Origin of the sequence: Herbidospora daliensis (assembly GCF_001570585.1) — a bacterium.
Lineage (GTDB): Bacteria > Actinomycetota > Actinomycetes > Streptosporangiales > Streptosporangiaceae > Herbidospora > Herbidospora daliensis.
In genome coordinates, this window is sequence record NZ_BBXF01000004.1 from 467,197 (window position 1) to 486,438 (window position 19,242).

At 69.9% G+C, this 19,242-nt stretch carries 15 protein-coding genes; 3 read left to right on the forward strand and 12 right to left on the reverse strand.

Features of this window, described 5'->3' with window-relative positions:
• Positions 1 to 392: 392 nt before the first annotated feature.
• The 6 genes from gatB to AW274_RS22540 form a co-directional block, all read right to left on the reverse strand.
• On the reverse strand, positions 393 to 1,898 hold the full coding sequence (gatB, locus tag AW274_RS22515; RefSeq protein ID WP_062435923.1) for an Asp-tRNA(Asn)/Glu-tRNA(Gln) amidotransferase subunit GatB: 1,506 nt from the start codon (positions 1,896 to 1,898) through the stop codon (positions 393 to 395).
• Positions 1,895 to 2,482 carry a DUF4276 family protein gene (locus AW274_RS22520; RefSeq protein WP_062435925.1) on the reverse strand — a complete coding sequence of 196 codons (588 nt, stop codon included), beginning with the start codon at positions 2,480 to 2,482 and terminating at the stop codon, positions 1,895 to 1,897. The genes gatB and AW274_RS22520 overlap by 4 nt, the downstream gene beginning before the upstream one ends.
• Entirely contained in the window at positions 2,482 to 3,675 is a 1,194-nt protein-coding gene (locus AW274_RS22525) for an AAA family ATPase (RefSeq protein WP_062435927.1), read from the reverse strand. The genes AW274_RS22520 and AW274_RS22525 overlap by 1 nt, the downstream gene beginning before the upstream one ends.
• A 32-nt stretch (positions 3,676 to 3,707) precedes the next feature.
• The gene (gatA, locus tag AW274_RS22530; RefSeq protein ID WP_062435929.1) at positions 3,708 to 5,201 is read right to left on the reverse strand and encodes an Asp-tRNA(Asn)/Glu-tRNA(Gln) amidotransferase subunit GatA; all 1,494 of its coding nucleotides are present in this window, start codon (positions 5,199 to 5,201) and stop codon (positions 3,708 to 3,710) included.
• The gene (gene gatC, locus AW274_RS22535) at positions 5,198 to 5,497 is read right to left on the reverse strand and encodes an Asp-tRNA(Asn)/Glu-tRNA(Gln) amidotransferase subunit GatC (protein ID WP_030456557.1); all 300 of its coding nucleotides are present in this window, start codon (positions 5,495 to 5,497) and stop codon (positions 5,198 to 5,200) included. The genes gatA and gatC overlap by 4 nt, the downstream gene beginning before the upstream one ends.
• Before the next feature lie 76 nt (positions 5,498 to 5,573).
• Positions 5,574 to 7,667 (reverse strand): putative bifunctional diguanylate cyclase/phosphodiesterase, encoded by a 2,094-nt coding sequence (locus AW274_RS22540; protein WP_062435932.1) that lies wholly within the window; start codon positions 7,665 to 7,667, stop codon positions 5,574 to 5,576.
• A gap of 311 nt (positions 7,668 to 7,978) precedes the next feature.
• Between AW274_RS22540 and AW274_RS22545 the strand changes: the two genes are divergently transcribed.
• On the forward strand, positions 7,979 to 9,364 hold the full coding sequence (locus AW274_RS22545; RefSeq protein ID WP_083974646.1) for a glycoside hydrolase family 6 protein: 1,386 nt from the start codon (positions 7,979 to 7,981) through the stop codon (positions 9,362 to 9,364).
• 554 nt (positions 9,365 to 9,918) lie between these two features.
• Here AW274_RS22545 and ligA read toward each other — a convergent pair.
• The 3 genes from ligA to AW274_RS22560 form a co-directional block, all read right to left on the reverse strand.
• The gene (gene ligA / locus AW274_RS22550; protein WP_062435934.1) at positions 9,919 to 12,111 is read right to left on the reverse strand and encodes an NAD-dependent DNA ligase LigA; all 2,193 of its coding nucleotides are present in this window, start codon (positions 12,109 to 12,111) and stop codon (positions 9,919 to 9,921) included.
• A 61-nt stretch (positions 12,112 to 12,172) separates the two neighbouring features.
• The gene (locus tag AW274_RS22555) at positions 12,173 to 12,484 is read right to left on the reverse strand and encodes a hypothetical protein (protein ID WP_062435936.1); all 312 of its coding nucleotides are present in this window, start codon (positions 12,482 to 12,484) and stop codon (positions 12,173 to 12,175) included.
• A 56-nt stretch (positions 12,485 to 12,540) separates the two neighbouring features.
• Positions 12,541 to 13,542: a methionine synthase gene (locus tag AW274_RS22560; RefSeq protein ID WP_062435938.1), complete on the reverse strand. Its 1,002-nt coding sequence runs from the start codon at positions 13,540 to 13,542 to the stop codon at positions 12,541 to 12,543.
• A 19-nt stretch (positions 13,543 to 13,561) separates the two neighbouring features.
• Here AW274_RS22560 and AW274_RS22565 point away from each other — a divergent pair, with 19 nt between their 5' ends.
• Positions 13,562 to 14,194, forward strand: a complete 633-nt coding sequence (locus tag AW274_RS22565; protein WP_062435940.1) for an MBL fold metallo-hydrolase — start codon at positions 13,562 to 13,564, stop codon at positions 14,192 to 14,194.
• A 501-nt stretch (positions 14,195 to 14,695) separates the two neighbouring features.
• Here AW274_RS22565 and mnmA read toward each other — a convergent pair.
• Positions 14,696 to 15,778: a tRNA 2-thiouridine(34) synthase MnmA gene (gene mnmA, locus AW274_RS22570; protein WP_269750609.1), complete on the reverse strand. Its 1,083-nt coding sequence runs from the start codon at positions 15,776 to 15,778 to the stop codon at positions 14,696 to 14,698.
• 59 nt (positions 15,779 to 15,837) lie between these two features.
• Here mnmA and AW274_RS22575 point away from each other — a divergent pair, with 59 nt between their 5' ends.
• Positions 15,838 to 16,845, forward strand: a complete 1,008-nt coding sequence (locus AW274_RS22575; protein ID WP_062435943.1) for a DUF695 domain-containing protein — start codon at positions 15,838 to 15,840, stop codon at positions 16,843 to 16,845.
• A 3-nt stretch (positions 16,846 to 16,848) separates the two neighbouring features.
• On the opposite strand, the gene AW274_RS22580 is transcribed toward AW274_RS22575, so the two are convergent.
• Together AW274_RS22580 and AW274_RS22585 are read right to left on the reverse strand one after the other, a co-directional pair.
• A complete protein-coding gene (locus AW274_RS22580; protein WP_083974649.1) occupies positions 16,849 to 17,994 on the reverse strand; it encodes a cysteine desulfurase family protein in 1,146 nt (381 codons plus the stop codon).
• Positions 17,995 to 18,285: 291 nt separating this feature from the next.
• Positions 18,286 to 19,233 carry an electron transfer flavoprotein subunit alpha/FixB family protein gene (locus AW274_RS22585; RefSeq protein ID WP_062435947.1) on the reverse strand — a complete coding sequence of 316 codons (948 nt, stop codon included), beginning with the start codon at positions 19,231 to 19,233 and terminating at the stop codon, positions 18,286 to 18,288.
• Between the last annotated feature and the right edge of the window lie 9 nt (positions 19,234 to 19,242).

Genomic DNA, 19,242 nt, shown 5'->3' on the forward strand with positions numbered 1-19,242 from the left:
AGCACCCTCTTCTGGATATGTCGCGAAAACATGAGGTTCACCCTGTCAGGAGTCATGTCAAGCGACGGTGGAACGTGGTTCTGGGGCGAGACGTCGGACTTCTTATAACAGAGCCAGGTGACGGCCGGCCGGAACTGTCAGGGATCTGTCATGACACATTCGCCGCTGGACGCGGTGCGGATGAAACAGATCAGGGATTTGTGGTGGCTAATTCCGGCGCTATGTCACATGGCGGCGGTTGGAACGTGTGTCAAACGCCCGTTGCGGCGGGACGCGGGAGCGGGGGCGGGCGCCAAGCGCGGCGGGACGCGGGGGCGGCGGGCGGGGCCGGGGTGGGCGGAGCCGTAACGGAAGAAAATGCCCGGACCCTGAACGGGCCCGGGCATTTCGAACTATTCGCTGACGCCGAGCTTCTCGAGGATGAGGGCGCGGGCGCGGCCGGCGTCGGCCTTGCCCCGGCTGGCCTTCATGACCCCGCCCACGAGCGCGCCGACGGCGGCGATCTTGCCGTTGCGGATCTTGTCGGCGGCGTCGGCGTTGTCGGCGATCACCTGGTCGATGATGGCCGACAGCTCGCCCTCGTCGTTGACGATCTTCAGGCCGCGGGCCTCGACGACCTCGTCGGGCGAACCCTCGCCCGCGAGCACGCCTTCGAGCACCTGGCGGGCCAGCTTGTCGTTCAGCGCGCCCGACTTCACCAGCTCGGTCACCCGCGCGATCTGCGCCGGGGTGATCGGCAGCTCGGCCAGCGCGACGCCGTTCTCGTTGGCGCGGCGGGCCAGCTCGCCCATCCACCACTTGCGCGCGTCGGCCGCCGGGGCGCCCGCCTCGACGGTCGCCTCGACCAGCCCGAACGCGTCGGCGTTGTGCATCGCGGCCATGTCGAGGTCGCTGACGCCCCACTCGGCCTGCAGCCGCGCGCGCCGCACCGACGGCAGCTCGGGCAGCTCGGCCTTCAGCTGCGCCACCCATGCGGTGTCGGGCGCGATCGGGACCAGGTCGGGCTCGGGGAAGTAGCGGTAGTCCTGCGCCTCCTCCTTGGAGCGGCCCGAGGTGGTCAGCCCGGTGTCCTCGTGGAAGTGGCGGGTCTCCTGGATGATCCGGCCGCCCTCGGCCAGGATCGCGGCCTGCCGCTCGATCTCGCCGCGGACCGACCGCTCGACGCTCCGGAAGGAGTTGACGTTCTTGGTCTCGGTCCGGGTGCCCCACTCGCTCGACCCGCGCGGCATCAGCGAGACGTTTACGTCGCAGCGCATCGACCCCTGGTCCATGCGCACGTCGGAGACCCCGAGGGAGCGCATGACCTCGCGCAGCTCGGTGGCGTAGGCGCGGGCGACCTCGGGCGCGAGCCGGTCGGTGCCCTCGATCGGCTTGGTGACGATCTCGACCAGCGGGATGCCCGCCCGGTTGTAGTCGACGATCGAGTGGTCGGCCCCCTGGATCCGGCCGGTCGCCCCACCGACGTGGGTCGACTTGCCGGTGTCCTCTTCGAGGTGGACCCGCTCGATCTCGATCCGGACCGTCTTGCCCTCGACGGTGATGTCGAGGTAGCCGTCGAAGCAGAGCGGCTCGTCGTACTGGCTGATCTGGTAGTTCTTCGGCATGTCCGGATAGAAGTAGTTCTTCCGGGCGAACCTGCACCACTCGGCGATCGAGCAGTTGAGAGCCAGGCCGATGCGGATCGTCGACTCGATCGCGGCCGCATTGGCGACCGGGAGCGCACCGGGGAAGGCCAGGCAGGTCGGGCAGACGTGGGTGTTCGGCGGGGCGCCGAAGGTGGTCGGGCAGCCGCAGAACATCTTCGAGTTGGTGCCGAGTTCGACGTGGGTCTCCAGGCCGAGCACCGGCTCGAACCTCTCCAACGCCTCGTCGTACGGCATGAGCGTAGGAGTGCTCATAGGTAACCGAGTCCCTTCAACACAGTGTTCGTCCGCGTGACCCAGTCCTTGTAGGCGGGAACCTGGGCCAGCGTGTCGAGATCGATGGTCTGTCCGATTCGTTTTGCGTAGTCTGCGGCGTCGCCCTTGCGGGGGATGACGTCGTCGAGCACCTTCTTCGGGTCGCCGACGCCCTCGACGTCTCTCGGCCGCGCCGGAAGGACATCGAGATTCGCCCCTCGCACGTCGGCCCACGCCCGGCGATCGGCCAGCATCCAGGCTTCCGTCTCCTTGACGGGGACCAGGCCGATCACCGGTGCCCGTAACCGGCAGGCGCCGATGACCTGCTCGGCCTTGTGCCGTTCCTTCAAGTCGTTGTGTACGAACAACACGTGGCAGTCGCCGGATAGTTCGGCCAGAGCTTCGGCGACGCTGGTGTGATCGCGGATGGTGCGGCACGAGCCGATCTGGGTCGGTTCGACGTCGACCACGCTGGTGGCCGATTCCAGCGTGAGTTCGCGAAGCTGGCGGTAGATGACCGCGCCGAGGAAATCTTCGTCCTCGCGGCCCTCCGCGACCAGACCGGGCACCAGCGGGCGAGCCATCAGACCGTTCCGACGGTGCTCAAGAAGGCCCGGACCTGACGCGGCGAGACGAAGGTGCCCGGCTCGCCCTCGTCACGGACGGGCTTGGCAACCGTGACCCGGGAGACGCGGTCGTTCTCAGGGTCGACGCGCACAGCCGTGTTCAGGAAGATCAACGATTCACGGCGCAGCCGGTAGAGCTCCGAGACGACCACCGGCGAGTGGGTGGTCATGATGACCTGCCGAAGCGGCTGATTCGCCCAGCCGGGGCTGTTGAAATCGGTGACCTTACGCTCGATCCGGCGCAACAACTCAGCGAGACGGCTGGGGTGGAGACCGTTCTCGATCTCCTCGATCAAGATCACACCAGGATGATCGGGATCGTGGAGCGCGGCGAGCAGTCCGAGTATGCGGAGCGTCCCGTCAGAGAGAAGCCTGCTGGACACCCTTCCCTCGCCGTCGACGAGGACATCGAAAAGCCATTCTCCCCGCCGCTCATCCAGATAGGGCTCGATTCCGACCACGTCAGGGGTCAACGCCAGAAAGTCGTTGACCAGATCGTCGAAAGCGCTCGTCGAGTGGAGTCGCCCCAGAACGGCCGCCAGGTTCCTGCCGTCGGAGTCGACCGCACCCAGGTCGGCCCCGTCTGCCGCCGCCCGCATTCGGCCGGGATCGGGTTGATAGAGGCGCCAGGTCTCGCGCGGCCGGTTCACGAGCGCGCTTATCAAATCCCAGTCGATCTTGGTCGCGCCCAGAATCCGCTCAGCGGATTCGGCAGCGAGATCGGCGATCCGCCGAGCGTCCGCGGGTAGATGATCAATGTGCCGAAGGCCCTCGTCCAAGGTGAGGAATGCCTCGCCTGCGCGCGCGACAGCGTTGAACCTGCCGTCGCCGAACGTGACGTTCTTCGACCTGGGCCCGCCGATGTAGGTCACGGCCAGCAGGTCGGCGTCGACGTGGGTCAACGACTCCGCCGCGACCTGGAAGTTCTCTACCGGCGATCCCTTGCTGACATGGTGGAAAAGTTCTGGCGAACGACCCCGGGACGACTCGGTCAGCGCTTTTCCCAGATTCAATCCCCGTAGAAAAGCCAGCGCGTCGAAGAAGTTCGACTTTCCGCTTGAGTTGGGGCCCACCAAGGCAAGAAGGGGCGGCACGTCCAGCTCGAAATCCAGGAACGACTTGAAGCCGTCGATCCGAATATGAGTGATCATGCCGCCCTCCTTCCCTGTTTCTCCAGGGCCGTCTACAGGGCCGGAGCCTTGGAGAGCAGCGGCCCGCCCCAGCGGGACTCGAAGGCCCGCTCCACCGCGGCGCCCACCCGGTAACACCGGTCGTCACCCAGAACGGGAGCCATGATCTGCAGGCCGACGGGCAGCCCGTCTTCGTCGGCCAGGCCACACGGCACCGACAGGGCCGCGTTGCCGGCCAGGTTCGACGGGATGGTGCACAGGTCGGCCAGGTACATGGCCATCGGGTCGTCGGCGCGCTCGCCGATCGGGAACGCCGTCGTCGGCGTCGTCGGTGAGATCAGCACGTCGACGTGCTGGAACGCGGCCTCGAAGTCACGCGAGATCAGGGTGCGGACCTTCTGGGCCGAGCCGTAGTAGGCGTCGTAGTAGCCCGAGGAGAGCGCGTAGGTGCCGAGCATGATGCGGCGCTTGACCTCGGGGCCGAAGCCGGCCGCCCGGGTCAGGGCCATGACCTCTTCGGCCGAGCGGGTGCCGTCGTCGCCGACCCGCAGGCCGTAGCGCATGGCGTCGAAGCGGGCCAGGTTCGAGGAGCACTCGGACGGCGCGATCAGGTAGTAGGCCGGCAGCGCGTAGGTGAACGAGGGGCACGACACCTCGACGACCTTCGCCCCGAGGGATTCGAGCAGCTCGACGGCCTCCTGGAAGCGGGCGAGCACGCCCGGCTGGTAGCCGTCGCCGCCGAACTCCTTGACCACGCCGACGGTCAGCCCGGCGACGTCGCCCTGGCGGGCGGCCTCGACGACGGACGGCACGGGCTGGTCGATCGAGGTCGAGTCCATCGGGTCGTGGCCGGAGAACGCCTCGTGGAGCAGGGCGGCGTCGAGGACGTTGCGGGCGAACGGGCCCGGGGTGTCGAGCGACGACGCGAAGGCGATCAGGCCGTAGCGGGAGGACCCGCCGTAGGTCGGCTTCATGCCGACGATGCCGGTCACGGCGGCGGGCTGGCGGATCGAGCCGCCCGTGTCGGTGCCGGTCGAGAGGGGGGCCTCGTAGGCCGCCACCGACGCCGACGCCCCGCCGGACGAGCCGCCCGGGATGCGGGTCAGGTCCCACGGGTTGTGGGTCGGACCGTAGGCCGAGTTCTCGGTCGAGGAGCCCATCGCGAACTCGTCGAGGTTGGTCTTGCCCAGGATGACCAGCCCGGTCTCGCGCAGACGGCGGGTGACCGTCGCGTCGTAGGGCGGCCGCCAGCCTTCGAGGATCTTCGATCCGGCCGTGGTGGGCATGTCGGTCGTGGTGAAGACGTCCTTGTGCGCGATCGGCACGCCGGCCAGCGGGCCCAGCTCTTCGCCGGCGGCGCGCTTGGCGTCGACGGCGGCGGCCTGCGCGAGCGCCGACTCGGCCCCCACGTGCAGGAACGCGTGGACGCGGTCTTCGACGGCGGCGATCCGGTCGAGGTGGGCCTGCGTCACCTCGACGGCCGAGACCTCGCCGGACGCGATCAGGGACCCCAGCTCGGCGGCCGTCTTCTTGATCAGCTCGCTCACGCCTCCTCCCCGAGGATGCGGGGCACGCGGAAGCGGTCGTCCTCGACGGCGGGCGCGCCGGAGAGGGCCTGCTCGGGCGTGAGGCTGGGCGCGACGACATCGGGCCGGAACACGTTCGTCAGCGGCAGCGCGTGCGAGGACGGCGGGATGTCGGCGGTGGCGACCTCGGCGACGCGGGCGACCGCGCCGACGATCTGGTCGAGCTGGGCGGCGAAGTGGTCGAGTTCCTCGTCGGCCAGCGCCAGCCGGGACAGCCGGGCGAGGTGAGCGACCTCTTCGCGGGTTATGGCAGACATAAGTCGTTTAACCCGATTCCTGGGTGGAGTGTGGACACCTCATCCTAGGGCGCGCCGCAGCCCTGCCTCGACGCGCTTATTCCACCCTGACCGTGGCCATCGGCAGCCGCAGCCGTGAGCGCAACCACACGACGGCCTCCTCGGCCGGCATGGGCTCGGCGAGCCACCACCCTTGCCCGGCATGACAGCCCATGCCCCGCAATTGCGCGGCGATGTCGGCCGATTCCACCCCTTCGGCCACGGCGCGCAATCCGAGCGACCGGACCAGGTCGATGATCGAGCGCACGATCCGCTCGTCGTCGGCCGACTCCCCCAGTTTCCGGACGAACGAGGCGTCGATCTTCACCTCGTCGACCTGGAGGCGCTGCAGCCGTACGAGCGTCGAATAGCCCGTGCCGAAGTCGTCGAGCGCGAGGGGCACGCCCAGTTCGGCCAGCGTGCGGATGGTGTCGGCCGAGTAGGCCTGGTCGGTCATCAGGATGCGCTCGGTGACCTCCAGGTGGATGGCCTTGGCGGGCAGCGAGTAGCGGGCCAGGCCGGCCGAGAGCTGGTCGGGCAGGCCCGAGTCGAGCAGGTCGCGGGCCGACACGTTGACCGAGATCGGGATCTCCAGGCCCGAGTCCCACCAGCGGGCGGCCTGGTCGAGGGCCTTGGCGATGACGTACTGGGTGAGCTCGCGCATCAGGTAGGACTGCTCGGCCAGCGGGATGAACTCGCCGGGCGAGACGGGGCCGCGTACCGGGTGCCACCAGCGCAGCAGCGCCTCGACGCCCTCGACGCGGCCGTCCTGGAGGGCGACCTTGGGCTGGTAGTGGAGGTCGAGTTCGGCGCCGTCGATGGCCCGGCGCAGGTCGCCGAGCAGGCTGAGGCGCTCGGGTGAGTTGCGGTCGCGTTCGGCGACGTAGAACTCGACGCCCGAACGGGCCTCCTTGGCCATGTACATCGCCACGTCGGACCGCTGGAGCAGCAGCTCGAAGTCGGGGGCGTGGTCGGGGTAGAGGGCGATGCCGATGGACGCGTCCAGATCGAAGGTCATGCCTTCGAGCCGGACCGGCTCGGTCAGCGCGACCCGCAGGCGGGAGGCCACCTCCTTGGCGGCCTGGGCGTCGCGGATCTGCGGCAGCAGGACGGCGAACTCGTCGCCGCCCAGTCGGGCGACGACGTCGCCGGGCCGGACCGAGTGGGTCAGCCGGTGGGCCACGATCTTGAGCAGCAGGTCGCCGACCGGGTGGCCCAGGGTGTCGTTGACCTCTTTGAACCGGTCGAGATCGAGCAGCAGCAGGCCCACCCGCTCGTCGGCGCGGGCCTCGGCGAGCGCCTCTTCCGTACGGAGAATGAGCAGTTTGCGGTTCGGGAGACCGGTCAGGCCGTCGTGCATCGCCTGGTGGTCGCGGCGCATCGACAACGTCGCGGTGAAGTAGACGGCCGCCAGCGGCGCCACGAACAGCGGCACCAGCCCGGCCGAGTGCTCCATCACCACCACGACCAGCGGCGACAGGCCCAGCAGCGCCCCGTAGACGAGGCCCTGCGGCAGCAGCGAGGTCTTGAGCACGCGGAGCACGGTCTTGCGCTCGTGCAGGGCCACCGCGCCGCACACCAGCAGGCCCCTGACCAGGAAGTACGCCAGCCCGGCCAGCAGGATCGCGGGGATGTCGGCCCCGGTGGGCGTCCAGAGGTTCATCGGCCGGGAGTGCACGCCGAACATGCCGAACGTGACGGCGGCGGCCAGGCACGCGAGGGTGACCTGGGCGATGTTGAACGCGATCCGGTGCCAGGCCCGTTTGTGGACGAGCCCGCTGACCAGCATCGCGACGGCCTGCATGATCGCCGCAGCGGACAACCCGTAGTGCATCAGCACTGCGAACGTGAACATCGTCGAGGTGGGGGTGCCCCCGACGAGGGCCGACGAGCTCACCATCACCGGCCGGAGTTCGCCCAGCACGACCAGGACGACCAGCACCCAGAAGAGCGGGGCGGCGCCGAGCAGCGCCAGCTCGGGGCCGCCGAGCCGGACGGTCGCCACGACGAGGGCGGTGAAACCGATCGTGATGATCGCGGCGAAGTAGGTCCACAGGGGCGAGCCGAGCCGCGGCCCGGCGTCCCGAGTGTCGGGCGGCGCGGGGGCACGGCCAGTTGGTCCGGTCGAGTCGCCGATCTCAGGACATGGCATGAGATGGCGCGCAATTGCAGTCATCGTTGAGAAACCCCCCAAGAGGTCACTATGGGAGGGTACGGCCTACGGGCCACTTCGCGAAACCGCTTGGGCACGTTGCGTTACTGGATATTTCGTGCGATGGATTGATCTAGCACGTTCGCACTGAAAGTTTCAGATGCCCGGATAGCCGTTTCCACCGTGTTGCCTGGGTGTTTCGTTCGGGCGGCCTCGCCTAATCCAGGCTGGGCCTTCAGGTGCCCGCGATCTGGTGATTAGATCGCCGCAACCTGGTGGGAGCGCTCCCACATTCTGGGACGGAGTATCTCATGTTTCGAAGAAGGACTCTGACAGCGGCATTCGCCGCCGCCGTCACCGCCCTGGGGGTGGGCACCGCGGTTCTCAGCACGTCGGCCGCCAACGCCGCGGACTCGGTGTTCTGGGTCGACCCGGACACCAGCGCGGCCCGCTGGGTGGCCGCCAACCCGAACGACTCGAAGACCGCCGTGATCCGCGACCGCATCGCGGCCGTGCCGCAGGGCCGCTGGTTCACCACGACCAACACCTCGGCGGTCCGCTCTCAGGTCAGCTCGTACGTGGGCGCGGCGGCCTCCCAGGGCAAGATCCCGATCATGGTGGTGTACAACATCCCCAACCGGGACTGCTCCGGCGCCTCGACCGGCGGCGCGCCCAGCCACTCGGCCTACCGCGCCTGGATCGACGAGGTCGCGGCCGGTCTCTCGGGCCGCGCGGCGTACATCATCCTCGAGCCCGACGTGCTGCCGATCATGACGAACTGCATGAGCTCGTCGCTGCAGAACGACGTCAAGGCGTCCATGGCCTACGCCGGCAAGAAGCTGAAGGCCGCTTCGTCGCAGGTCAAGGTCTACTTCGACATCGGCCACGGCGGCTGGCTCGGCGCCCAGGAGGCGGCCAACCGGCTCCTCCAGGCGGACATCGCCAACTCGGCCGACGGCATCTCGGTCAACGTCTCGAACTACCGCTCCAACTCGACCGAGATCTCCTACGCCAAGAGCGTCATCGCCGCGACCGGCATCTCCCGCCTGAAGGCCGTCATCGACACCAGCCGCAACGGCAACGGCCCGGCGGGCAGCGAGTGGTGCGACCCGAGCGGCCGCGCGACCGGCACGTGGAGCACCACCAACACCGGCGACTCGGCGATCGACGCCTTCCTGTGGATCAAGCTGCCCGGTGAGGCCGACGGCTGCATCGCGGCCGCGGGCCAGTTCGTGCCGCAGCGCGCCTACGACCTGGCGATCGCTGCCCCGTACACCCCGCAGCCGTCCCCGACCCCGAGCCGGACGCCCACCCCGACTCCGACGCCGACCCCCACCCCGACCCCGACTCCCACTCCCACGCCGACCCCCACCCCCACGCCCACGCCGGGCGGTAAGGCGTGCGCGGCGACCTACCGGATCATCAACCCGTGGGGCGGCGGCTTCCAGGCTGAGGTCGCGGTCCGCAACAGCGGCAGCGTCGGACTGACCGGCTGGCGCGTGAACTGGACGTTCGCCAACGGCCAGACCATCACCCAGTTGTGGAGCGGCACCCACACCCAGTCGGGCGGCAACGTCCAGGTGACCAACCTCAACTGGAACGGCAACCTCGCCCCGAACGCCAGCACGAACTTCGGCTTCACGGCCAACTCCGGCAGCACCAACAACGTCCCGTCGGTGACCTGCACGGCGCTGTAATTCCCTGATCCCTGCGGGCTGCGCCGAACCACACCCGAGCACCCCCGCAGACCGAGGCCACTCGTTCCGGCCCAGAAGCCCGGAACGGGTGGCCTCTTCCATGCGTGGCAGCGACCGGCCACCGGCCGTTTCGCACCACCCACCACCCGAAGCAACGGCCCAACAGCTCTGCGTGCTACTCCTCCGCAACGACTGGCAGGTTCGCACCACCCACCGCCTGAAGGAACCGCCCGGCAGCACTGGGCGCGCTACTCCTCCGCAACGACCGACAGGTTCGCACCACCCACCGCCTGAAGGAACCGCGCGGCAGCACTGGGCGCGCTACTCCTCCGCAACGACCGACAGGTTCACGCCGCCCACCGTCTGAAGAACCGCCCGGCAGCGCCGGCGGCCTACTTCTCGGCGACGACCGGCCAGTCGCGAAGCGCCGACCGCCTGGTTCGCACCACCCACTGCCTGAAGCACGGCCCGACAGCGCCGGCGTGCTACTCCTCCGTGACGACCGGCCGGTTCGCACCGCGTGAAGGAACCGCCCCGCAGCGCCGGGCGCAGCACTACGCCTCGCCCACCACCGCCACGGCCTCGGCCGCCTCCGGCCCTTCGGCCAGCAGGACCCCGAAGCCCTCCTCGTCGAGGATCGGCACCTTCAGCGTCACCGCCTTGTCGTATTTCGACCCCGCGTTCTCCCCCACCACGACGAAGTTCGTCTTCTTGGAGACCGACGACGTCACCTTCCCACCCCGTGAGGTGATCTCCAGGGACGCCTCGTCGCGGCTGTGCCGGGCCAGGGTCCCGGTCACGACGAAGGTCAGCCCGGCCAGCGTCTGCGGTCGAAGGTCGACGGGTTCGGGGTCTTCCATCCTGACCCCGGCCGCCCGCCACCGGTCGATGATCTCCCGGTGCCAGTCGACCTCGAACCATTCCCTGATCGTCTCGGCCACGCGCGCGCCGATGCCCTCGACCTCGGCGAGTTCCTCGACCGAGGCGTCGGCGATGGCCTGGATGGAACGGAAGTGCGCGGCCAGTTCGGTCGCGGTGGGCAGGCCGACGTGCCGGATCGACAACGCCACCAGCACCCGGGCGACCGGCGCGAACTTGGCCTTCTCCAGGTTGTCGAGCAGGGTCAGCGCGGTCTTGGTGGGCGCGCCCGACTTGTTGGCGAAGAAGGTGACCTGCTTCTCCTCGCCCGTCTCGGGGTCGAGCTTGGGCAGGCCGCTCTCCTGGTCGCGGACCGTCGAGGTGATCGACAGCAACTGCTCGACGGTCAGGTCGAACAGGTCGGCCTCGGTGCGGACGACGGCCTCCCCTTTGACGCCCCGCTGGGTGAGGGCGGTGGCCGCCTCGTAGCCGAGGCCCTCGATGTCGAAGGCGTTGCGGCCCGCGGCGAAGAAGATGCGCTCGCGCAGCTGCGCGGGGCAGGCGCGGGTGTTCGGGCAGCGCAGGTCGGCGTCGCCCTCGCGTTCGTAGGCGAGCTCGGTGCCGCACTCGGGGCAGTGGGTCGGCATCACGAACGCCCGCTCGGTGCCGTCGCGGAGGTCGACCACGGGCGCGACGATCTCGGGGATCACGTCGCCGGCCTTGCGCAACACGACCGTGTCGCCGATCAGCACGCCCTTGCGCACCACCTCGGACGCGTTGTGCAGCGTCGCCCGCTCGACCGTCGACCCGGCCACGACCACCGGGGTCATCATGCCGAACGGGGTCACCCGGCCGGTCCGGCCGATGCCGACGCGGATGTCGAGCAGCTTGGTCGTGACCTCCTCGGGCGGGTACTTGTAGGCGATGGCCCACCGGGGGGCCTTGCTCGTCGAACCCAGCTGCCGCTGCACGTCGACCCGGTCGAGCTTGACCACGACGCCGTCGATCTCGTATTCGGTGTCGTGGCGGTGCTCGGCGTAGTGGTCGACGAACTCCTGCACCTCGGTCATCGTGGCGACGACCCGGTACCGGTCGCTGACCGGCAGGCCGAACGACTTGAGACGGTCGTACATCTCCGACTGGGCCGTGGGCGGCGCCGCGCCCTCCCACTTGCCGACGCCGTGGACGATCATGCGCAGCGCCCGGTGGGCGGTGATGCGCGGATCCTTCTGCCGCAGCGACCCCGCCGCGGAGTTGCGCGGGTTGGCGAAGGGCGGCTTGCCGGCGTCCATGAGCTCCTGGTTGAGCTTCTCGAAGCCCCACACCGGCAGGAACACCTCGCCCCGGACCTCCATGAGGTCGGGCACGTCGTCGCCGGTCAGCCGTTCGGGCACGTCGGCGATGGTGCGGACGTTGGGGGTGACGTCTTCGCCGACCCGCCCGTCGCCGCGGGTGGCGGCCCTGACCAGGCGTCCCTTCTCGTAGACCAGCGCGACCGCGAGCCCGTCGATCTTCAGTTCGCACAGGTAGGGCGCGGGATCACGCTCGGCGAGCCGCTCGGCCCTGCCCTGCCAGGCGGCCAGGTCGGCCGCGTTGAACGCGTTGTCGAGACTTTCGAGCCGCTGCAGGTGCTCGACGGCGGTGAACTCGGTGGAGATCGGCGCGCCGACCTTCTGCGTCGGTGAATCGGGCGTGCGCAGCTCGGGCCGCCGCTCCTCGATGGCGAGGATCTCGCGCATCCAGGAGTCGTATTCGGCGTCGCTGACCGTCGGCGAATCACGCACGTAGTAGCGGAAACTCGCTTCTTCGATCAGCTCGGCGAGCTCCGAGTGCCGCCTTCTGAGCTCGGCCTCTTCCGGACTCGGCTCCGGCGCGGTCCCCTCGGTCATGCCCCGCTCCCCTCATCGCGACTCAGGGAGAACCTATCGCCGCCGACCGACTTTTCCATGCTCAGCCGCCCTGCGCCCAGACCCCCGCATAAGCGGAGCAACGCCCGGCAACCGCCGTGGCCGTGCCCCGGCAGACCCGCGCTTCGACGCCGAGGACATGCCCCGTTTCGAGGGTGACCGCGCTCCATCCGGCTTTACAGGTCTTGTACGACTTGTGCACCGGTTCGCCGCCCTCGGTCAGGTACCGGAACCGCACCCATGAACACGAACCGCCCGCCGCGGCGTCGTGCAGCCGCCCGGTGATCGTCAGCCCGGTGGCGGTGCTGACGATCTTCCCGTTCGTGACCCGGCCCTTGCCCTCGACCGACCTCACCGGCCCTCGGTGCCAGGTGCCGGCGCGACCAGCAACGTGCCCCATGATCGGATGGACTACTCCTCCTCCGGGTCCTCCCGCAGCACCCGGGCCGATTCGCGGCACTTCGCCAGCGCCGCCTTCGCATAGGCGGGCGAAGCCCCCGCCAGCCCGCAGGCCGGGGTCAGCACGACCTGCTGCGCCAGCCCTTCAGGCCGGAAGCCCAGCCGCCGCCACAACTCCAGCGCCGGTTTCGCCACCACGCCGACGTCGGGCAACCTGCTGTCGGTGCCCGGCACCACGCCGAGGAAGAAGGCGGTCCCGGCCTCGATGGCCGCGCCGAGCGCGTCCTCGTCGCGCCGCCGCAGCAGGGCGGCGTCGAGGGAGATGCCCTTGGCCCCGGCGGTGCGGATGACCTCGAACGGCACCGAAGGCGCGCAACAGTGCACGATCGGGAACTCGGCCGCCGCCAGCACCTGCCCCAGTCGGGCGGCGGCCAGCGGCCCCTCGACCGCCGCGAGCCGCGAGAACCCCGACGCCGTCGGCACCGTCCCGGCCAGCACGCCCGGCAGCCCCGGCTCGTCGACCTGCACCACCAGAGACGCCCCCGGAACACGTTTCCGCACGTCGGCGATGTGCGCCGCGAGCCCTTCGGTGAGCGAGTCGGTCACGTCGCGGACCGCCCCCGCGTCGGCGAGGATCTTGTCGCCGTAACGCAGCTCGACACTGCCGACGAGGGTCCACGGCCCGCAGACCTGGATCTTCAGCGGCCCGGTGTACCCCTGCGCGACCTCCTCCAGCGCGTCGAGATCACGCAGCAGGTGGTCACGCGCCCGCTTGTGGTCGCGCCCCGGCCGGTCGGCGACGCGCCAGCCCGAAGGCTGCACCTCGACGGGCAGCTCGACGAGCAACGAGGCCGTACGCCCGATCAGGTCGGCCCCCACCCCCCGCCCCGGCAACTCGGGCAGATAGGGCATCGGCAACTCCCCGAACACGGTCCGGAGCGCCTCGAAATGATCTTCGCCGGGGTGGGAGCCGACCCCGGTCGCGGCAGCCTGGTCCCATGGGTACGAATGCACGAGGACTAGCTTAGGAATTATGAAGCTCACCAAACTCGGCCATGCCTGCTGGCGCTTCGAGAAGGACGGCCGCACGTTCGTCCTCGACCCGGGCAGCTTCAGCGGAACGGGCCTGCTCGACGGCGCGGAAGCCGTCCTGATCACCCACGAGCACGTCGACCACCTCGACGCCAACCTGATCAAGTCGGCCAGCCCCGACCTGGAGGTATGGACCTGCAACGGCGTCACGAACGCCCTCGGCGAGGTCCCCGTGAAGATCCAGACGGTCCGCGAGGGCGACGTCTTCGAGGTGGCCGGCTTCTCGGTACGCGTCATCGGCGAATGGCACACCCCGACCATCCCCGACGCCCCGATCATCCAGAACGTCGGCTTCCTGATCGACGACCGCGTCTTCTACCCCGGCGACGCCCTGACCGACCCGGGCGTGCCCGTCGAAACCCTGCTGGCCCCGTCGAACGCACCGTGGTTGCGGGTGTGGGACTTCATCGAATACCTCAGGGCCGTCAGGCCCGACCACGCCTTCTCGACCCACGACGGGCTGGTCAACGAGATCGGCCAGGGCATGATCGACAACTTCATGGCAATGGAGGGCCAGAAACAGAAAGCCGACATGCGCCGCCTCAAGCCAGGCGAATCAGCGGAATTCCCCTAAGCCTGTCCAGGGAAAGCCGCGGCCTGAACCCGCTCAGGCAAGCCAGCACGTGATCCCATCAGGGAAAGCCGACGCCTGAAGCCACCTGCGGCAACCTGCGCGTGATCCCACCGGGAATGCCAATGCCTGAAGCCACCTGGCGAAGTCGGCGTGTGATCCCATCCAGGAAGCTGGTGCATGATCCCCACTGGGGAAGCTCGCACCCAAATCCATCCGGGGAAGCCAGCGCCCGAACGCATCCAGGGCAGCTGCGCGTGATCCCACCCCGGAAAGCTGTCACCCAAAACCATCCGGGGAAGTCAGCACCCGAACTCGTCTAGGAAAGCCTGCGCCTGCACCCACCCGGGAAACTGGCGTCGATCAGCCTTCGGGCCAGCATGACGGGCGCCAAAGACCCGCCGTCGCGGCGCGCGCCGGGAGCGGGTGGTTGGCGCCGGATACGGCGCGGGCCGGGGACGGCGGTCGGGGCCGGCCCGGCGGAGCCGTAACGGAAAAAAGGATCTATGCGGCGGAAGCGATGGTCGCCGAGCCGATGACCGTGTCGCCGTGGTAGAGAACAGCCCCCTGACCAGGCGCGACACCAGTGGCGGGCGCTTCGAGGGTGATGTGGACGTCGCCCTCGCCGACCCGCACCCGCGCCGGATAGACCTCGCCGTGTGCCCGGAGCTGCACCGAGCAGCCGATCTCGCCCGACGAGGTGTCGACGGGCCCGTTCCAGACCGGCTTGGTCGCGACGATGGACCTCACCTCGAGGGCCGCCCGAGGCCCGACCGTCACCGTGTTGGACACCGGCTCGATCGACAGCACGTAACGCGGCCGCCCATCAGCCGCGGGACGGTCGATGTTGAGGCCCTTGCGCTGCCCGACCGTGTAGCCGAACGCGCCGCCGTGGGTGCCGACGACCTTGCCCGACAGCGCGTCGACGATCGGGCCCTCCGACTCGCCGAGGCGGTCGGCCAGGAACGCCCGGGTGTCGCCGTCGGCGATGAAGCAGATGTCGTGGGAGTCGGGCTTGTCGGCCACGGTCAGTCCCCGGCGGGCGGCCTCCTCGCGGACCTGGGCCTTGGTCGAGTCGCCCAGGGGGAAGATCGCGTGGGAGAGCTGCTCGCGGGTGAGCACGCCGAGCACGTAGGACTGGTCTTTGCCCTCGTCGGGCGAGCGGCGCAGTACGCCGTCTTCGAGGCGGGCGTGGTGGCCGGTCGCGACGGCGTCGAAGCCCAGGGCCAGGGCCCGGTCGAGCACCGCCTCGAACTTGATCTTCTCGTTGCAGCGCAGGCAGGGGTTGGGGGTCCGGCCGGCGGCGTATTCGGCCACGAAGTCTTCGACCACGTCGCGGTGGAAACGTTCGGCCATGTCCCAGATGTAGAAGGGGATGCCGATGACGTCGGCGGCCCGGCGGGCGTCGCGCGAGTCTTCGACGGTGCAGCAGCCCCGGGCGCCGGTGCGGTAGGACTGCGGGTTGGACGACAACGCGAGGTGCACACCCGTCACATCGTGACCGGCCTCCGCGATGCGGGCGGCGGCCACGGCCGAGTCGACGCCGCCGGACATGGCGGCGAGCACGCGCAGAGGCTTGAATCCCATAACCCTTCGAGCCTACCCGCGTTGGCGTCCTGCCCGTCCTGCTGGTTGGATTGCGGGCCATGCGGTTGTTCGGGCGCAAGAGCGAGCCGGTTGACCCGGCGGTGGCGATCTCCGAGTTCTGGACGTGGTGGGCCGAGGCCCGCCCCCGGGTGGAGGCCGCCGACGACAAGGCGGAACTGATGGCCCCCGCCGTGGCGGCGATCGACCCCGGCCTGGTCTGGGAGGTCGGCAACGGACGGGGCAGCCTGTTCTCCCTGACGGTCAGCTCGGCCGCCAACCCGGAACTGCGCTCCCTGGCCCACCGGTGGGCCCAGGCGGCCCCCGAACCCGACGCGATGTGGGAGTTCCATCCGTCGAGGCAGGCGGCCTCGATCCCGGCGGACGTCCGGTTCCCGGCCGGCCCCCACGAGTTCGACATGGCCCGTTTCGTGGTGGCCCTGCGGGTGCCCCCCGGCAGCCCCCGGGTCGACATCTCGGCCTATCACCCGATCTTCGAGGACATCGACGACGACACCCGCATGGACACCGCCATGCTCGCCCTCGACCGCCTCCTCGGCGAAGACGAGGTCGCCCGCTGGGTCGGCGACGTCACCGCCGCCCAGATCGAGCCGATCGACGCCCTCCCCGCGATCCACCTCCCGGCCGTCGTCGCCGACGTCGCCGAGGGCTTCCAGGACGAACAGTGGGCCCTGCTCGAAGGCACCACGGCCCGGGGCAAGAAACTCACCGCAACCGCCAGGTTCCCGCTCCGCCCGGTCGACTACCCCCTCTACGACCAGCACATCGCCGTCACCCTGCCCTACCGCAAGTCCGACGGCGACGGCCTCCCGGCCGGCGACTCCCTCGACGCCCTCAACGCCTTCCACCAGACCCTGACGGCGGCTCTCGGCCCGGCGGTCGTCGCCGCCCACGTGAGCTCGGAGGGCGTGCGCACCTTCCACGTCTACGCCGACCCGACGGGCACCACCGAACGCGCCATCCGCGACCTGGTCTGGCGAGAAGGCCGCCCGGCCATCGTCACCGCAATGGACCCGGAGTGGTCAGCCGTGGCCCACTTCCTTACCTGATTCTCAGGAAAGACCCGCTCGGCGGGCGCGCTCCACGACGCCGCCGATCACTTCGCCGACCCATTCGACGTCTTCGACCGTCGACGTGTGGCCCAGCGAGAACCGCAACGAACCCCGGGCACGAGCGCCGTCCTGGCCCATCGCGAGCAGCACGTGAGACGGCTGCGCGACCCCGGCCGAGCAGGCCGAACCCGTCGAGCACTCGACCCCCTTGGCGTCGAGCAGCATCAGCAGCGCGTCGCCCTCGCAGCCGGGGAAGGTGAAGTGGGCGTTGCCCGGCAGCCGCCGGTCGAGGTCGCCGTTGACGACCACGTCGGGCACCGCCGCCCGGACCTTGGCGATCAGCAGGTCGCGTAGTTCGGTCAGCCGGGCGGCCAGGGCGGCCCGGCGTTCGACGGCGAGGTGGACCGCCGTGGCGAACCCGGCGATGGCGGGCGCGTCGAGAGTGCCCGAGCGCACGTCACGCTCCTGCCCTCCCCCGTGCAGCACCGGCACCGGGTCGACCCCGCGCGCCAGCAGCAGGGCCCCGACCCCCATCGGCCCGCCGACCTTGTGTCCGGAGATCGTCATCGCGTCGACGCCCGAGGCGGCGAAGTCGACGTCGAGCTGGGCGACCGCCTGCACGGCGTCGGTGTGGAAGGGCACCCCGGCCTCGTGGGCGATGGCCGCCAGCTCGTGGATCGGCTGGACGGTGCCGACCTCGTTGTTGGCCCACATCACGCTGACCAGCGCGACGTCGTCGCCGATCGCCGTCTTCAGCGTTTCGGGGAGCACCCGTCCCTGGGCGTCGACGGGCAGCAGTTCGACCTGGGCCGCCTGGTGGTCGGCCAGCCAGTGGGCCGGATCGAGCGCGGCGTGGTGTTCGATCGAGCTGAGCAGCACCCGAGGCCGCCGCCGCGCCCAGAACAGCCCCTTGATCGCGAGATTGTCGGCTTCGGTCCCTCCGGCCGTGAACACGACCTCACTGGGCCGGGCGCCGAGCGCGCAGGCGATGGTCTCGCGCGACTCCTCGACGATGCGCCGGGTGCGCCGCCCCGCGGCGTGCAGCGACGAGGCGTTTCCGACCCGGGAGAGCTCCGCCACCATCGCGGCGACCGCCTCGGGAACCATCGGCGTGGTCGCGGCGTGATCCAGGTAGGCAGTTCGCACCAAACAAGCGTATCCGCAGTGAACTCCGACTCCACCGCGGGGAATTGGTGGTCGCCCACTACGGCCCGGGCCGTAAGGGCGACCTGAATCGGTCTGCCCGCCGGACAGCGTCCGGAAACCCTGTGTTCACGTGGCGGCAAGCACGAAAGACTCCGCTCCGTTACGGCTCCGCCTGGCCGGCACCCCCCGCCGCCCGGAGCGCTCACCCTCCCGAGGCGCCAACCACCCGCGCCCGTCCCCGCCGAAACGAGAAGGGCGCCGAGACCGAAGCCCCGGCGCCCTTTCAAGGACCTACTTCCGCTTGGTGATCTCGTCGATCAGCTGCGGCAACACCTTGTGCAGGTCGCCCACCACGCCGAAGTCGGCGATCTCCCAGATCGGCGCCTGGCCGTCCTTGTTGATCACCACGATCGTCTTGGCCGTCTGCATGCCGGCCCGGTGCTGGATCGCCCCGGAGATGCCCGCCGCGATGTAGAGCTGCGGCGCGACGGTCTTGCCGGTCTGCCCGACCTGGAACTCGTGCGGGTACCACCCCGAGTCGGTCACCGCGCGGGACGCGCCCACCGCCGCGCCCAGCGAGTCGGCCAGCTGCTCGATGATCGAGAAGTCGGCGCCGACGCCGCGGCCGCCGGAGACCACGATCGCGGCCTCGGTCAGTTCCGGACGGGAGCTCGTCTTCTCCTTCACCCGCTCGACCACGCGGGCCCCGCGGGCGGCGTCGGAGAGCGCGACGTCGACCTTCTCCTCGGTGCCCGCGCCGGCGGTGGCCACCGGCTGGGTCGAGTTGGGGCGCAGGGCGATGATCGGGGTGCCCTTGGCGACCTTGCTGTGCACGACCACGCCGCCGCCGAAGACGGGCTGCTCGGCGACGAAGCCCTCGGCCACGCCGACCGCGTCGGTGATGACGCCGCTGTCGGTCTTGATGGCCAGGCGGCCCGCGACCTCCTTGCCCTCGGTGGTGGAGGCGATCAGGACCGCCGCCGGGGACCGGCTGCCGACCAGCGAGGCGAGCAGTTCGGCCTTGGGGGCCACCAGGTGGTCGGCGATGTCGGCCGAGTCGGCGACGTAGATCTTCTCGGCGCCGTACTCCGACAGGCGCGCCTTGGCGACGTCGGTGTAGCCGGGACCGGCCCACACGGCCGACGGCTCGCCGAGCGAGCGGGCCAGGGTGAGCAGTTCGAGGGTGACCTTCTTGATCTCGCCGTCGACCTGTTCGACGAGGACCAGGATCTCTGCCATTGCCAACCC

Coding starts and splice junctions, on each gene's coding strand:
- gatB (WP_062435923.1), bottom strand. CDS start 1,898: ATGAGCACTCCTACGCTCATGCCGTACGACGAGGCGTTGGAGAGGTTC.
- AW274_RS22520 (WP_062435925.1), bottom strand. CDS start 2,482: ATGGCTCGCCCGCTGGTGCCCGGTCTGGTCGCGGAGGGCCGCGAGGAC.
- AW274_RS22525 (WP_062435927.1), bottom strand. CDS start 3,675: ATGATCACTCATATTCGGATCGACGGCTTCAAGTCGTTCCTGGATTTC.
- gatC (WP_030456557.1), bottom strand. CDS start 5,497: ATGTCTGCCATAACCCGCGAAGAGGTCGCTCACCTCGCCCGGCTGTCC.
- AW274_RS22540 (WP_062435932.1), bottom strand. CDS start 7,667: ATGCCATGTCCTGAGATCGGCGACTCGACCGGACCAACTGGCCGTGCC.
- AW274_RS22545 (WP_083974646.1), top strand. CDS start 7,979: ATGTTTCGAAGAAGGACTCTGACAGCGGCATTCGCCGCCGCCGTCACC.
- ligA (WP_062435934.1), bottom strand. CDS start 12,111: ATGACCGAGGGGACCGCGCCGGAGCCGAGTCCGGAAGAGGCCGAGCTC.
- AW274_RS22565 (WP_062435940.1), top strand. CDS start 13,562: ATGAAGCTCACCAAACTCGGCCATGCCTGCTGGCGCTTCGAGAAGGAC.
- mnmA (WP_269750609.1), bottom strand. CDS start 15,778: ATGGGATTCAAGCCTCTGCGCGTGCTCGCCGCCATGTCCGGCGGCGTC.
- AW274_RS22575 (WP_062435943.1), top strand. CDS start 15,838: ATGCGGTTGTTCGGGCGCAAGAGCGAGCCGGTTGACCCGGCGGTGGCG.
- AW274_RS22585 (WP_062435947.1), bottom strand. CDS start 19,233: ATGGCAGAGATCCTGGTCCTCGTCGAACAGGTCGACGGCGAGATCAAG.